14 protein-coding genes are annotated in these 14,503 nt (G+C 70.9%); 6 read left to right on the top strand and 8 right to left on the bottom strand.

The window, feature by feature from the left end; genetic code table 11:
- Positions 1-7: 7 nt before the first annotated feature.
- A complete protein-coding gene (locus tag AC3CF1_RS06050; protein WP_354980758.1) occupies positions 8-688 on the top strand; it encodes a GntR family transcriptional regulator in 681 nt (226 codons plus the stop codon).
- Here the strand turns inward: AC3CF1_RS06050 and AC3CF1_RS06055 are convergent.
- The 8 genes from AC3CF1_RS06055 to nhaA form a co-directional block, all read right to left on the bottom strand.
- Positions 685-2,475, bottom strand: coding sequence for a gamma-glutamyltransferase family protein (locus AC3CF1_RS06055; RefSeq protein ID WP_488449770.1), 1,791 nt, complete (start codon positions 2,473-2,475; stop codon positions 685-687). The two genes, AC3CF1_RS06050 and AC3CF1_RS06055, sit on opposite strands and share 4 nt — an antisense overlap.
- Complete coding sequence (locus AC3CF1_RS06060) at positions 2,472-3,473, bottom strand: ABC transporter ATP-binding protein (protein ID WP_488449771.1); 1,002 nt, start codon at positions 3,471-3,473, stop codon at positions 2,472-2,474. The genes AC3CF1_RS06055 and AC3CF1_RS06060 overlap by 4 nt, the downstream gene beginning before the upstream one ends.
- A complete protein-coding gene (locus tag AC3CF1_RS06065; RefSeq protein WP_488449772.1) occupies positions 3,470-4,498 on the bottom strand; it encodes an ABC transporter ATP-binding protein in 1,029 nt (342 codons plus the stop codon). Before AC3CF1_RS06065 ends, AC3CF1_RS06060 begins: the two co-directional genes overlap by 4 nt.
- On the bottom strand, positions 4,495-5,379 hold the full coding sequence (locus AC3CF1_RS06070) for an ABC transporter permease (protein ID WP_088948702.1): 885 nt from the start codon (positions 5,377-5,379) through the stop codon (positions 4,495-4,497). Before AC3CF1_RS06070 ends, AC3CF1_RS06065 begins: the two co-directional genes overlap by 4 nt.
- A complete protein-coding gene (locus AC3CF1_RS06075; RefSeq protein ID WP_088948703.1) occupies positions 5,376-6,332 on the bottom strand; it encodes an ABC transporter permease in 957 nt (318 codons plus the stop codon). The genes AC3CF1_RS06070 and AC3CF1_RS06075 overlap by 4 nt, the downstream gene beginning before the upstream one ends.
- A 6-nt stretch (positions 6,333-6,338) precedes the next feature.
- Positions 6,339-8,012 carry an ABC transporter substrate-binding protein gene (locus AC3CF1_RS06080; RefSeq protein WP_488449773.1) on the bottom strand — a complete coding sequence of 558 codons (1,674 nt, stop codon included), beginning with the start codon at positions 8,010-8,012 and terminating at the stop codon, positions 6,339-6,341.
- Between the two features lie 147 nt (positions 8,013-8,159).
- Entirely contained in the window at positions 8,160-9,359 is a 1,200-nt protein-coding gene (locus AC3CF1_RS06085; RefSeq protein ID WP_488449774.1) for an MFS transporter, read from the bottom strand.
- Between the two features lie 122 nt (positions 9,360-9,481).
- On the bottom strand, positions 9,482-11,416 hold the full coding sequence (gene nhaA, locus AC3CF1_RS06090) for a Na+/H+ antiporter NhaA (protein ID WP_488449775.1): 1,935 nt from the start codon (positions 11,414-11,416) through the stop codon (positions 9,482-9,484).
- A 171-nt stretch (positions 11,417-11,587) separates the two neighbouring features.
- Between nhaA and AC3CF1_RS06095 the strand changes: the two genes are divergently transcribed.
- From AC3CF1_RS06095 to AC3CF1_RS06115, 5 genes are read left to right on the top strand one after another with little or no spacing between them, the layout of a single operon-like run.
- Complete coding sequence (locus AC3CF1_RS06095) at positions 11,588-11,986, top strand: YbaB/EbfC family nucleoid-associated protein (RefSeq protein WP_088951823.1); 399 nt, start codon at positions 11,588-11,590, stop codon at positions 11,984-11,986.
- The gene (locus AC3CF1_RS06100) at positions 11,973-12,317 is read left to right on the top strand and encodes a type VII secretion target (protein ID WP_355159655.1); all 345 of its coding nucleotides are present in this window, start codon (positions 11,973-11,975) and stop codon (positions 12,315-12,317) included. Before AC3CF1_RS06095 ends, AC3CF1_RS06100 begins: the two co-directional genes overlap by 14 nt.
- Positions 12,314-13,507: a WXG100-like domain-containing protein gene (locus tag AC3CF1_RS06105; protein WP_488449776.1), complete on the top strand. Its 1,194-nt coding sequence runs from the start codon at positions 12,314-12,316 to the stop codon at positions 13,505-13,507. Before AC3CF1_RS06100 ends, AC3CF1_RS06105 begins: the two co-directional genes overlap by 4 nt.
- Positions 13,507-13,851 (top strand): hypothetical protein, encoded by a 345-nt coding sequence (locus AC3CF1_RS06110; RefSeq protein WP_488449777.1) that lies wholly within the window; start codon positions 13,507-13,509, stop codon positions 13,849-13,851. Before AC3CF1_RS06105 ends, AC3CF1_RS06110 begins: the two co-directional genes overlap by 1 nt.
- A gap of 55 nt (positions 13,852-13,906) precedes the next feature.
- Complete coding sequence (locus AC3CF1_RS06115; protein WP_328373951.1) at positions 13,907-14,461, top strand: Uma2 family endonuclease; 555 nt, start codon at positions 13,907-13,909, stop codon at positions 14,459-14,461.
- Positions 14,462-14,503 lie beyond the last annotated feature (42 nt).

Genomic DNA, 14,503 nt, shown 5'->3' on the forward strand with positions numbered 1-14,503 from the left:
CAACCAGGTGGCTGAAGATCTGCGGGACAAGCTCGGCGCGCAACACCTGCCGCTACGCGATCAGGTCCTCGCCGCCCTGCGCACCGCCATCATCGACGGCAACTACCTACCCGGTGAACGGCTCACCGAGGACCGGCTGGCGGAGGACTTCGGCGTCTCCCGCAACCCCGTCCGGGAGGCCCTGCGCGTCGCCGAGGCGGAAGGCTTCGTCGTGATCCTCCCCCGCCGGGGAGCGGTCGTCGCCTCACCGAGCAGCGGCGCCATCGACGACATGTTCGCCGTCCGCGTACGCCTGGAGACGCTGGCCGCCCGGCTGGCCGCCGAGCGGGCGACCGCCGCGGACGTGGTGGCCCTGCGTGCCCTGCTGGACGAGGGACGCGAGGCGACGCAGCGACAGGACCTGGCCCGGGTCGCCGAGCTGAACAGCACCCTGCACCTGCGCATCCTCCAGGTCAGCGGAAACCCCTGGCTGTCGTCGATCGCCAAGTCGCTCTACCTCCATGTCCAGTGGATCTTCCGGCTCGGGGCGGCCGAACGCGCACCACACTCGTGGGCCGAGCACATCCAGCTCGTCGACGCCATCGAGTCAGGCGACGGCGACCGCGCCGAGCGGGCCGCGCTCGACCACCTCGACGCGGCGTCCGCCGCGGCCCACGAGAACGCCGAGGGTGGCTACGCCAGGCCCTAACGCCCGCACGCGTAGCCCTGCATCCCCCGGGGGTTCGCCCCGGCGGAGAGCACGCCCGTCGCCGGGTCGCGGCTCACCGCGCAGAGCCGACCGAGGCTCCACGAGTCGGTGACCCGCACCTCGTGCCCGTACGCCCGCAGAGCGGCCATCACGTCGTCGTCGAACCGGTCCTCCACCACCAGGACACCGGGTTCCATGTCCCGTGGGTAGAACGACCCCGGCAGGCTGAGCGTGTGCCACGCCGGCGCGTCGATCCCCTCCTGGAGGGACTGGCCGCCGACGAGGTGCCGCAACAGGAACGGCAACTGCCACTGGTCCTGCTGGTCGCCGCCGGGCGTCCCGCAGGCCAGCACCGGCTCCCCGTCGCGGTGCACCATCGTCGGGCTCAGCGTCGTACGCGGCCGACGGCCGGGGGCCAACGACGAGGCCAGCCCCTCCTCCAGCCAGAACATCTGCAACCGGCTACCCAGCGGAAAGCCGAGTTCCGGGATGGTGGGCGAGCTCTGCAACCAGCCACCACTGGGGGTAGCGGAGATCATGTTGCCCCAGCGGTCGACCACGTCCACGTGGCAGGTGTCGCCCCGGGTCACGCCGTCCGCCTGCACTGTCGGTTCCCCCGTCGTCGCATCCGTCGGGTCGGCACGACGGGTGGCGCCGGGTCGGACGTGGGCAGCCAGCCGTGGCTGCGCCCCGTCGGGACGCCCCGGCCGCAAATGCGCCGAGGCGCGGTCACCGATCAGGGCCGCCCGCTCCCGGGCGTACTCCCGGGAGAGCAGCGCCTTGGCGGGCACCTCGACGTCGTCGCCGTACCAGGCCTCCCGGTCGGCGAAGGCGAGCTTGAGCGCCTCGACCTGGGCGTGCACGCCCCGGGCGGTCGACGGGTCGTACGCGGTGGGGTCGTCGAGCGCGTCGAGGGTGGCCAGTGACTCCAGCAGCACCGGGCCCTGACCCCAGAAACCGGTCTTCGCCACCGAGTAGCCGTGCCAGTCGAGGGTGGCGGGCGCCTCCCAGGTCGCCGAGTACGCGGCCAGGTCGTCACCGGTGATCAGCCCGGCGTTCGGGCGACCGCTGGAGTCCTGGAACGGCTGGCGGCTGAACGTGTCGATCGCCTCGGCGACGAAACCCGTACTCCAGGCGCGACGCGCGGCCTCGATCTGCGCCTCCCGGTCCGCGCCGGCCGCCTGGCCCGCCTCGACCAGCCTGCGCAGGGTGCCCGCGTACGCCGGGTTGGTGACCATCTCCCCGGCGGCGGGTGGCCGGCCGCCGCGCAGCCAGAGCGCGGCGGAGGTGGGCCAGTGTTCCTCGAACAGCGACCGCACGGCCGCCACGGTGTCGCCGACCCGGCCCACCAGCGGGTGTCCGGCGCCGGCGTAGCCGATCGCCGGCTCCAGCACCTCGGCGAGGGTGAGCGTGCCGTGCTCGCGCAGCAGCAGGAGCCAGGCGTCCACCGCGCCGGGTACGGCCGCCGCGAGCGGCCCGGCCCCCGGGATGAGGTCCATGCCGAGCGACCGGAAGTGCGCGATGGTGGCACCGGCCGGCGCGGGCCCCTGCCCGCACAGCACCTTCGGCGTCGGGTCCGCCGCGGTGGCCACGATGGCCGGCACCTCGCCGCCCGGCCCGTTCAGGTGCGGCTCGACGACGTGCAGGACGAATCCGGCGGTGACCGCGGCGTCGAAGGCGTTGCCCCCGCGTTCGAGGATTCCCATCGCCGCCTGGCTGGCGAGCCAGTGCGTCGAGGACACCATGCCGAAGGTGCCCTGGAGCGTGGGTCGGGTGGTGAACGTCATGACAACACCTCACTGGGATCTGCGGTGCGAACGTCGGGGCCGGTGCCGTCGGGCCGGACCAGGTGGCACGCGGCCATGCCGTCGCCGATGGCCGTCCGCGCCGGCACCTCCGTCGCGCACCTGTCGAACGCGAGCGGGCACCGGGTCCGGAACCGGCAGCCGGACGGCGGGTCGAGCGCGGACGGCAGGTCGTCGCCGAGCAGCACCGGCTGACGCTCGCGTTGGCGCACCGGGTCGGCCACCGGCGCGGCGGACAGCAGCGCCTGCGTGTACGGGTGGGCGGGCCGGGCGAAGATCCGCTCGCGGCTGCCCTGCTCGACGAGTTGGCCCAGGTACATGACGGCGATGTCGTCGGCCAGGTACTCGACAGCGGACAGGTCGTGGGTGATGAACAGGCAGGCGAACCCGATGTCACGTTGCAGGTCGGCGAGGAGGTTGAGCACCGACGCCTGCACGGACACGTCGAGTGCGCTGGTGGGTTCGTCGGCGATGAGCAGCATGGGCTCGGAGATCAGTGCCCGGGCGATGCTGACCCGTTGGCGTTGCCCGCCGGACAGCTCGTGGGGGTAGCGGCGTGCCACCTCGGCGCGCAGGCCCACCCGTTCGAGTTGGAGGGCGACGCGGGCGTCCCGGTCGCGCCGGGAGATCCGTTTGCCGGCCAGCCGCAGCGGCTCGGCCACGATGTCGCCCACCAGCATGCGCGGGTCCAGGGACCCGGCCGGGTCCTGAAAGACGATCGACACCGCGCCGCGATGGGGGCGTAGTCGCCGTCGGGACAGGTGCGTGACGTCCGTCCCGGCGATCCGGACCGTCCCGGCGGTCGGCTCGACGAGCCGCACCACGCATCGACCCACTGTCGACTTCCCGGAGCCGCTCTCCCCCACCAGGGCGGTGACCCGGCCCCTCGGGATCGTCAGGGACACCCCGTCCACGGCGCGGACCGGGCCGAAGTGCATCACCAGGTCCTCGATCTCCAGGGCGTTGGGCTGCGGCGTCATCGGGTCGCCTCCTGGGGTGCCGTCGGTGCCGTTGTGCAGGGGTGCCAGCAGGCCGCCACGTGGTCCGTGCCACCGACGCCCTCCAGAGGCGGGGCGGAGTCGCGGCACGTCGCGTCGGCGGCCGGGCACCGGTCCGCGAAGGTGCACGCGTCGGGTTGGGTCGACAGGACGGGCACCAGCCCGGGGATCTCGGTCAACCGGTCCGTGCCGGCGTGCCGGCCCGGCTGCGGTGACGCCGACAGGAGCCCGGCCGTGTACCGGTGCCTGGGGCGTGCGAACAGGTCGTCGACCGGTGCCCGCTCCACCACCCGTCCCGCGTACATGACGACGACGCGGTCCGCGATGTCGGCGATCACGCCGAGGTCGTGCGTGATGATGAGGATGCTCGTGCCGAGCCGGTCGCGCAGGTCCCGCAGCACCTGGAGGATGCCGGCCTGGACGGTGACGTCCAACGCCGTGGTCGGCTCGTCGGCCACCAGCACCTTCGGGCCGCAGGCCACCGCCATCGCGATCATCACGCGCTGGCGCATGCCGCCGGAGAGCTGGTGCGGGTAGGTGTCGACCCGCTGCGCCGCGGACGGAATCCCGACCAGCGTCAGCAGCTCCACGGCCCGAGCCCGCGCGGCTCGTCGGGACATCCGTTCGTGGATCTGGAGCACCTCCCCGATCTGCCGCCCGACGGTGAGCACCGGGTTCAAGGACGTCATCGGCTCCTGGAAGATGTAGGCGATCTCCTGGCCGCGTACCCGGCGCAGCGCCGACTCGCGGGCACCGACCAGTTCGGTGCCGTCGAGGCGTACCGAGCCGGTGACCCGGGCGCTGCCGGGCAGCAGGCCGGCGATGCTCATCGCGGTGACGCTCTTGCCGCACCCGGACTCGCCCACCATCCCGACGATCTCCCCGGAGGCGAGGTCCAGGCTCACCCCGTCCACCGCCGAAACGGTGCCGGTCTCGGTCGGGAACGACACCGAGAGGTCGCGGATCGCCAGGACGGGCGCGGCAGTGCCCGCGGGGGCCGTGGTCATCGGCGGTCTCCCTTCGGGTCGAGGGCGTCGCGCAGGGCGTCACCGAAGACATTGAACGCCAGCGCCAAGCCCATGATCACGACACCGGGAAGGACGGCGGCCCACGGTGCCCGGGCGGCGAACTGCTGGGCGGTGGCCAGCATGGTGCCCAGGCTGGGCGCCGGGGGTTGGATGCCGAGGCCGAGGAAGGACAGCACCGCCTCGCCGAGGATCGCGGCCGGGATCGCGACGGTGGCCTGCACCAGGATCACCGACGTCGCGTTCGGCAGGATGTGCCGGGCCAGCACCCACAGGTCGCTCGCCCCGTCGACCACGGCCGCCGCGACGAAATCCAGCGACTTGAGGCGCAGTGTGTCCGACCGGACGACCCGGATCACCCCGGGGATCTGGGCGATGCCGATGGCCACCGCCGCGTTGCCGAGGCTGGCGCCCCGGATGGCCGCCAGCCCCACCGCCATGATCAGGAACGGGAACGCGAGAAGCAGGTCGGTGAAGCGCGAGATCACGGCGTCCCAGGCCCGGAAGTAGCCGGCCGCGAGCCCGAGTGGCACCCCGATGACCAGGGAGGTGGCGACCGCCAGGAGCCCCACCTGCAACGACGCCCGCGCGCCGAGCATGATGCGGGAGAGGACGTCCCGGCCGAGGTCGTCGGTGCCGAGCACGTGCCCGGAGGTGCCGGGCGGTGCGAACGTACGGGCGAAGTCGGTCTGGTCGACGGAGTAGGGCGCGATCCACGGCGAGAGCAGCGCGGTGGCCGCCGCCAGCGCGAGCACGACGAAGCTCACCACGGCGAGTGGGTTGCGGCGCAACCGTCGCAGCACCCGTGCGCGCCGGGTGACGCTGACCGAGGTCTCCGCCATCGGCACGGTGAGGACGGTCATGCCGGATCTCCCGTCACCCTGATGCGGGGGTCGATGACCGAGTAGAGCAGGTCGACGAAAAAGTTGATCACGATGTAGGCCGTCGCGGTGAGCAGGACGACGGCCTGGATCACCGGGTAGTCCCGTTGGAACACCGCGTCGATGGTCATCTTGCCGAAGCCCGGCAGCCCGAAGATCTGCTCGGTGACGACCGCGCCCGAGATCAGGCCGCCGAGCTGGAGACCCACGACGGTGACCACCACGATGAGGCTGTTGCGCAGTGCGTGCCGGGTGATGACGGCGCGGGGTCGCAGGCCCTTCGCCTTGGCCGTGCGCACGTAGTCGGAGGAGAGCGAGTCCAGCATCGCCGACCGGGTCTGCCGCATGATGATGGCGGCGAGACCGGTGCCGAGGATCACCGCCGGCAGGACGATGTGGTGCAGGTTGTCCACGGGATCCTCCAGGATCGGCACGAAGCCGGAGGCGGGGAACAGCCCGGTCGCCACGGACAGGTAGAGGATCGCGAGCAGCCCGAGCCAGAAGTGCGGCACCGACAGGCCCACCAGGGCCAGTCCGTTGGCGAGCCACTCCGCGGGCCGCCCACGACGCACCGCCGCGAGCACGCCCGCGCCGACCCCGAGCGCCGAGGCGATGAGGATCGCCAGGACGGACAGCTCGACGGTCACCGGCAGGGCGGTCGTGAGCATCGACGACACCGGCGTACCGGTGCGGATCGACACCCCGAAGTCGCCCTGCGCCATGCGCTCCACGTACTGCGCGAACTGGACCGGCAGCGGCTGGTCCAACCCGTAGTGCCGACGGATGGCCTCCAGCGCCTCCGGCGAGCGGTCCTCCCCGGCCAGCGCGAGGGCCGGGTCACCGGGCAGGGCCCGCACGCCGACGAAGACCACGATCGTCGACAACAGCAGTGTCAACGCCGACTGCCAGGCGCGGGTGAGCAGGTAGCGGGCCACTGTGACCTACTTGGCGAAGCCGGCGAAGGCCGCCCGGAGCACACCGTCCGGGAAGACCTGCAGGCCCTGGAGCTGCTTGCTCACGGCGGTCAGGTTGCGCTGCCGGTAGAGGTAGATCAGGGCGTCGTCCTGCTGGAGCAGCGTGACCGCCTGCCCGTACAGCTTCTTGCGCTCCTCGACGTCGCCGGCCTGGCGGGCCTGGGTCAGCAGGGTGTCGAGCTGCGGGTTGCTGTAGCCGGCGACGTTCTGGCTCGCCTTGGTGCCGACGAAGTTCGTGATGTTGGCGTCCGGGTCGATCCGCCCGCTCCAGCCGAGTTGCAGCAGCTCGAAGTTGCCGCGGTCCTGCTCGTCGAGGAGCGACGAGTATTCCACCGGGTTGATCTTCAGGTCGAACCCGCCGTCCTTGACCATCGACTGGAGCGCCTGCGCGAGACGCAGCGTGTCGGGCGTGTTCGAGGCCAGCATCGTCACCGTGTACGGCGTCTGCACACCCGCCTCCGCCAGCAACTGCTTGGCCTTGGCGGGGTCGTGCGCCGGGCAGGTCTGCGCTTCGGGGGACGAGAACGCGCTCGCGGGCGAGATCGGTGAGCAGGCGACGGCGTGCAGACCGTTGAACACCGCGTCGACCAGAGCCTTGCGGTCGATGGCGTGCTCGAAGGCCTGCCGTACCTTGGCGTTCTGCGCGAGCGGACGGTTGATGGGTTTGGGTGCCGTTCCGATGCCGTCGACGTTGCCGATGTTGATCGTCAGACCCTGGTAGCCGAGCGACTGCGACTGCAGGACCGAGACCGCGGCGTCCTGGCGCAGGGCCGCGAAGTCCTGGGTGGAGACGCTGTCGGCGACCTGCACGTCGCCGGAGCGCAGGTTGGCGGCACGGATGCTCGCGTCGGTGAGGATTCGCCACGAGATGCTGTCGAGGTGCACCTTGCTCGCGTCGTAGTAGTTCGGGTCCTTCACCACCTCGATCGAGTTCTGTGGCACCCGCTTGGCGAACTTGAAGGGGCCGACGCAGACCGGCGCGGAGGCGAAGTCGTCACCCAGGCTCCGCAACGCCTGTGCACTCATGATCATGCCGGCGCGGTCGGCGAGGGCACCGAGCAGCGGCGCGAACGGCTGCTTCAGTCGAAGGACGACGGTCTGCGCGTCCGGGGTGTCGACGCCGTCGATGGGCCCGAGTTCGCTCTTGCGCGCCGACCGGGCGTTGGTGAGGTGGCGTTGCAGGGTGGCCTTCACCGCGGCCGAGTCGAACGGCGTCCCGTCCGCGAAGCGCACGCCCGGGCGCAGCGGGATGGTCACCGTCCGGCCGTCGCCGCTCGTGGTGGGCAGCGCGGTCGCGAGCTGCGGTACGACCTGCGCCTTCTCGTCGACGTCGTAGAGCTTCTGGCACATCGCCTGGAAGACGTAGCGGGAGTAGAGGCTTCTCGACAGTGTCGGGTCCAGCGCGTCGGGCTCTGCGGAGAGGGCGATTTCCAACTTGCCGCCCTGCTTCACGGCGGCGGGGTCTGCCGGCGTGCCGAAGGAATCCTGGCCGGCCGACTGGTTGTCTCCGGGCGTGTCGCCGCCGCTGTTCGACACCGGTGAGCAGGCAACGATCGTGCAGACAGCGGCGGCCGCCGCCACTGCGGCCCGGAGCACGCGGGGGCGGGGCAGGCGCGTTTCGCTGGCGGAGAGGTTCGTCATGGAGAGCTCCTCAGGTGGGCGATTTGGGGAGCGTATGTTGTATACGATGACCGCCGCAAGACCTCCGTGAATGGCTTTCGGCAGCCCAGAAGACCGCTGACATCTCCCGCCGACCGGGCGGCCAGCGGCCAGCCTTTCGTCGTCAGCTCAGGGCGCGGACCGGGTCGCCGGCGGGGCCGGGTCACGCCGCAGGAGGCTGAGCAGGACGACGACCGCGAGCACCGCCACCACCGCGCTGAAGACCTCGCCGGCGGGGCGCAGACCGATCGTCTGGATCAGCAGACCGACCCCGACCGCGGGCACGCCCAGCATGGCGAACAGGATGGCGAAGAACGTCGACACCGCCTCGGCCTGGTGCTGCGGCTCGGTCTTCATGGTGATCGTCGCGATGCCGTCGCCGACCGCCACCCCGGACGCGACCCCGATGAGCGCCGCACTGACGAACAGCGTCGCCAGCAGCGCCATCCACATGCTGAACGCGAGCAGGCCGGCTCCCACGATCAGGCCGACGCAGGCGCTGGCCAGCGCGGCGCGCGAGGACAGCACGCGGGTCAGCAGCTGACCGAACGCGGCACCGGCGAAGGCCACGAAGACCACCAGCGCGGCCAGGGTGTGCGAGGTCTCGTGCAGGACCATGCCGAGGAAGAGCCCAGTTACCGACGTGAGCACCCCGAGCGCGGCGAAGCCCGCACCGGCGGTGATCGCCGAGCGGACGAAGGCGCCGCGAATGGCCGCGGGCACGTGCAACCGTTGCACCCGCAGGGTCACCGGTGAGCGCTCGCGGACCGTCTCCGGCACGCCCCGCAACGCGATGATCGCCAGCACCGCGAGGATCAGCACGATGACCCAGGGCAGCCGCAGCGGGTCGGGCGCCACGTCCGACACGATCCCGGCCAGCAGGGTGCCGGTGGCGAGACCGCCCAGGTTCGCGAAGATCGACACGGTGGCGGCTCGTTTCGGATGCCGCCGGTCGATCAACTCCGCCAGCGCCGCGGTCGCCGCACCGATGATCAGCGCTGCGGACAGACCGGCGAGGATCCGACCGACGATGATCATCGCCAGGTCCACGGCGAACAGGAAGACGGCGTCCGCGGCGACGGAGAGCAGCAGTGCGGCGAGGATGACCGGACGTCGGCCGATCTGGTCGGAGAGCCGCCCGAAGACCAGCAGCCCGACGACCACGCCCAGCGCGTACAACGCGTAGACCACTGTCACCGTCAACGACGAGAAGCCGAACTGCATCTCGTAGAGCGGGTAGAGCGGGGTCGGCACGGTGGTGCCCACGAGCGTGATCCAGAAGGCGAACGCGACCCGTACGGCGCCGGACGTGGAACCGGAGCGTGTCACCCGTACAGCATGGGTCTTGACCTTGGCGGAGGTGCGGCATCGGCCCTAAACGCCCGCATCAGGTGGCGGCGGGCAGGAGGGTTGGTGCGCTGCCGGCCGACACTCCCCCGCCTCGACCCCCGTCAGCTCGCCGGCCCACCATCGGCGGGCCCGGGTTCCCGGGGGTGGTACTCGGGGCGCAGCTTCGCGCTGGCGAACGCCGCCTTCACCGCCGCCGAGAGCGCCGTGATGTCGTACGCGCCGTAGTGCCGCCGGCCGTTGATGAAGAAGGTCGGGGTGCCCGTGACGCCACTGAGGTCGGCGGAGTCGGTGTCCTCGGCGACCCGGTCGACACCCATCCGCTTGACCATGTGCTCCCGGAACTGGTCGACGTCCAGGCCGAGTTGTTCGGCATAGCCGAGCACGTCGTCGGGGTTGAGGGCGTCCTGGTGGGCGAGCAGCAGGTCGTGCATCTCCCAGAACGCCCCCTGCTCGCCCGCCGCCTCGGCAGCTTCGGCGGCGAGTTGGGCGTGCGGGTGGACGTCGGTGAGCGGCAGGTGCCGCCAGACGTACCGGACGTTGGCGAAGTCGGCGAGCAGTTCCCGGACCACCGGCTCGGCCTGCCCGCAGTAGGGGCACTCGAAGTCGCCGTACTCCACGACAGTCACCGGCGCGTCGAGCGACCCGCGCATGTGGTCGCGCTCCGGGTCGACCGGCAGCATCAGGTCGACGATCCCCTCGGCGACACCGAGCAGCGCGCGCGCCCGCCGTGCCGGCGACAGTCGCCCGACCGAGCGGAACACCAGCCAGGTGACGAGGGACGCCCCCAGTGTCGCGACGAGGATGCCGAGCTTCGCCTCATCCAGGGCGGGACCGCTGAGGGCATGGGTGGCGATGAGGAGCGCGACGGTGAACCCGATGCCGGAGATCGTGCCGACCCCCACGACGGCGACCCAGCCGACCGGTGGTCGGAACCGGTTGCCGCTGAGCCGGGCCACCAGCCAGGAGGCACCCACGATCCCGGCCGGCTTGCCGACGACGTAGGCGACCACGACGCCGAGCGTGACCGGGGAGACCACCGCCCTGGCGAGAAGATCCCCGTTGATCACGATTCCGGCGTTGGCCAGCGCGAAGAGCGGCACGACCACATAGCTCGCCCACGGGTGGTAGATGGTCTGCAGCCGCTCGTTCGGCGACAGCGCAGAGGTGAGCCCGGCTCGGGCCATCCGGGCCAGTTGCGGGGTGGGCTGTTCCCGGAAGAGGCGGAACTGGTCGCTCGCCCGCTGCAGGTCGTCGCGGCCGGGAGCGTAGGCGTAGGTCAGCAACCCCATCACCAGACCCACCACGACCGGGTCGACACCGGACTCCGAGACCGCGACCCAGGCCGCCGCCCCCAGCAGCGCGTAGACCGGCCCGAACCGCACACCCAGTGCCCGGACGAGCAGGACGACGCCGAAGATCCCCACCGCGACGAGCAGCGCCGACAGCGAGGGATGATGCGGGTACGCGATTGCCAGCACCGCGATCGCGACCACGTCGTCGACGACGGCGACGGTCAGCAGGAACCCCCGCAGCCGATCCGAGAAGCGTGGCCCGAAGACGGCCAGCGCGCCGAGCGCGAGCGCCGTGTCCGTGGCCATCACCACTCCCCAGCCGGCGGCGGTGCTCTGCCCGACGTTGAACGCGAGATAGATCGCGATCGGCAGGAGCATGCCGCCGAAACCGGCCAGCATCGGCAACGCCAGTCGACGCCGCTCGCGCAGCTCGCCGATGTCGAACTCCCGGCGCAGTTCCAGCCCCGCGACCAGGAAGAAGAAGGTCATGAGCCCGCTGTTGACCCAGGTACGCAGGTCGTGCGAGAGGGACCAGTCGCCGAGCCGGACCGAGAGCGAGGTGCCCCACACCGACTCGTACGACGACACGTGCACGTTGGCCCACACGAGCGCCGCCACCGCGGCGACCAGCACCACCCGGGCGCCGCCGGTCTCGGTGCGCAGGAACGAGCGCAGCGGAGCGTTGAACCGACCCTCCCAGGCGGTTCGGCTGGTCCATCCCCGGTGCGGGTTGTCGCTCGTCACGGAGACAATCTTCGTTGACCTGATCGTCGCGTGGTCCGGATTGGGGCACATGGCGGCCGGCCGATACGAGCACGGGGTCGGGCGCGGGGCATACACGGAGCGCCACCAGTTGGTAACGTGCGGGTGATCACGCTGGCTGTCGTCGGCGGTGGTCCCCTGGGGAGGGTCGACATGTGGGCGGACGACGCTGCGCTCGACGCGGCCGGACACCGGCTCGACGAGTGGGAGTCGTCGCTCGCCGAACGGGCGGCACGGGCGAAGACGCTCTCGGCGAGGATGCAGGAGCTGACCGGCACCGCCCACAACAACGACCGGACGGTCGACGTCACCGTCGAATGCTCCGGCCTGCTGATCGGCCTGTGGCTCGACGAACGCATCCGGCAGCAACCCGCGGCGCGCACCGCCCAGCAGATCCTGGAGACCACCCGAGCCGCGCGCACCGACCTGCTACGCCAGGTCCGCGAACTGACAGTGGAGTTCCTCGGCGACGACGCGAGCGCCAAGGCCATCATCGAGTCGTACCGCAGCCGGCTGGCTGGTGATGAGGGTTCGAGCGATGCCGACCGGTGACGGCATCCACGTCGACCCGGACGACCTGACCGCCCACGCCGCCCGCCTCGACCGCTGCGCCGGCAGCCTCGACACCGCCGGGCAGGCAGGCCAACACGTCCGGTTGGGCGCCGATGCGTACGGCCAGCTCTGCGCGCTGATGCCGACACTGCTCGACGGCCTCCAGCGGACCCTGGTCGACGGCATCGGCGCCGCCGCCGCGTCGGTGCGGGACACAGCCGGCAAGCTGCGGGTCGGAGCGGACCGCTACCGAAGCTCCGACGCCCACGCGAAGCAACTGCTCGACGGAGTACGGCAGCAGCGCCTCGATGAGGTGCGGCGGCAGCCGTGACGTCCAACCCGCTCGTCGCCGCCGCAGCGGACACCCCACCCAGCGCATGGGCGGGCATCTGGATCTGCGAGGACATCGAACTCATCGCCCAGGGCGTACGCAACGGCAGTTGGATCGACGGCAGCCTCGGCGTGGTGAGCGCCGGCTTGGACGCCCTCGCCTTCGTCTCCGACCCGGTCGGCGCCCTGCTCCAGTACGGGATCGCCTGGCTCATCGAGCACGTCAAGCCGCTCACTGAGGCGCTGGACTGGCTCGCCGGCGACCCGGCGCAGATCACCGCTCACGCCCAGACCTGGCGCAACGTCGCCGCATCGCTCCGCGAGGAAGCCGGCGCGCTGACCCGCGCCGTCCGCACCGACGTCGCCGGGTGGGGTGGCAGCGCCGGCCCCGCCTACCGCGCCTGGGCCGCCGAACAACAGCAGGCCATCACCGGCCTCGCCCAGGGCGCCGACACCATGGCCGCGATCACCGAAGGCGCCGCCGGCCTGGTGGCCGCCGTCCGGCTCCTGGTCCGCGACGCCATCGCCACCTGCGTGTCCCGTCTCATCGTGTACGCGGGCGAACTCGTCGTCACCGGCGGACTGGCCGCGCCGCTGGTCGTGGAGCAGGTCACGACCCTGGTGGCGTCGTGGGCGGCGCGGATCGCGCGGCTGCTGCGAGGGTTGCTGGCCAGCCTGCGGCGGTTGATCCCGGAGATACGCCGACTCGGCGACCTGATCGAGAAACTCAAGCAGGCACTGGGTCGACTCCAGAGAGGTGAATCTCCACCGAGCCGGAACACACCAGAGCCTGAGCCGCCTCGCGAGACCCCCGGCCATGCGGTGACGGAGCAGCAACGAGTCCACGATCTCGGCATGGATCCAGCCACCGGAAGGTTTCGTCCGGGCGAGGCGGAGACGGCGGTCCGTTTGGAGCAGGAATTGGGCGTGAGGCTGCAGCGCGCACAGGCAGACTCCTCTGCCGACTGGGTCGACGAGGCCGGACGGACCTACGATGCGGTTGGCAACTTTCCGGCCCAGTTCTTTGACCGGCAGTGGCCACAACTGCAGTATCAGATTGAGCGACACTTAGACAAAGCAGACCTGGTGCCGGTGGACGTCGCGAAGTTCACCCCGCAACAGGTGGCCCGTATCGAGCAGTTCATTACGGACCGGAGCCTCGGTCCGAGAGTATTCACCGTGGGGAAATAATGGCTGGCCTCATCGTGCTCAAACCCGGCGTCGACTGGACCGCAACCGGAGGGTTGTTCGACTGGACGCTGGAGTTCCTGATCTCCCGCCTATCAGACAGGCAGACCGCCAACCACCTGCAGGAGATCGTCGACAACAACCTCGGGTCGTTGTGGATCGACGACCTGCCCGCGGCAGCACAGCGGGAGATTGTCAGCCATTGGCGGAACGACCTGGTGACGGCTGGAGAACGGCAACTGCCGGAGACCGAGCACAAGGTCGACGTCATCCGCCATCTTCAGGAACTGGTGGATGCAACTTATTCAGCCGGGTTCCCCGGATCGAGCAATCCTGGTAGGCGCTGACGCTGCACGGTCCCATCACCGCAGGTGCTGGCCCGCGAACCGGTAGGATGCGCCCATGAGCTCAGAGGCGGTTGGCAGGTACATGCCCCCGGTCGTGACGCTCGATGACCTGACGGCGATGATGGCCGCAGACGAGAACCACCGGTACGAAATCAGCCCCGAGGGAGTCGTCTCGATCATGCCGCCGCCGGGCTACAACCACGCGATCATCGCGACCCGGCTCATGGTGTGGCTCGCTCAGGGCGGTGTCCCAGCGGAACACATCGCCCAGGCAGTCGGGCTACGCATACCGGGCCGTGACGGCGGCGTCGGCGGACGCATCCCGGACCTGGTCGTGTGGAGCAAGGCTCAGGCCGACGGTGTGTGGCTGCCGGTCGCCGACGTGCTCCTTGTTATCGAGATCGTTTCGCCCGGCTCCGAGGGTGTCGACACAGTGACAAAGCGCAGTGAGTACGCCGCCGCGAGCATCCCGCAATACTGGGTGGTCGACCAGGACGCAGCGCAGACCGTCACCATGCACCGTCTCGAGGGCGATCAGTACGTCGCCCGTGCGACCATGCCGCTCGCCTGGGTCCTCAACACCCGACCCGACGAGCACGGCCTCGGCTGAAGCGGCCCAGACCTCGCTCATTCTGCCGCGACTGACTCAGGT

The sequence above is a fragment of the Micromonospora sp. MGP-C2 genome, from assembly GCF_057766525.1.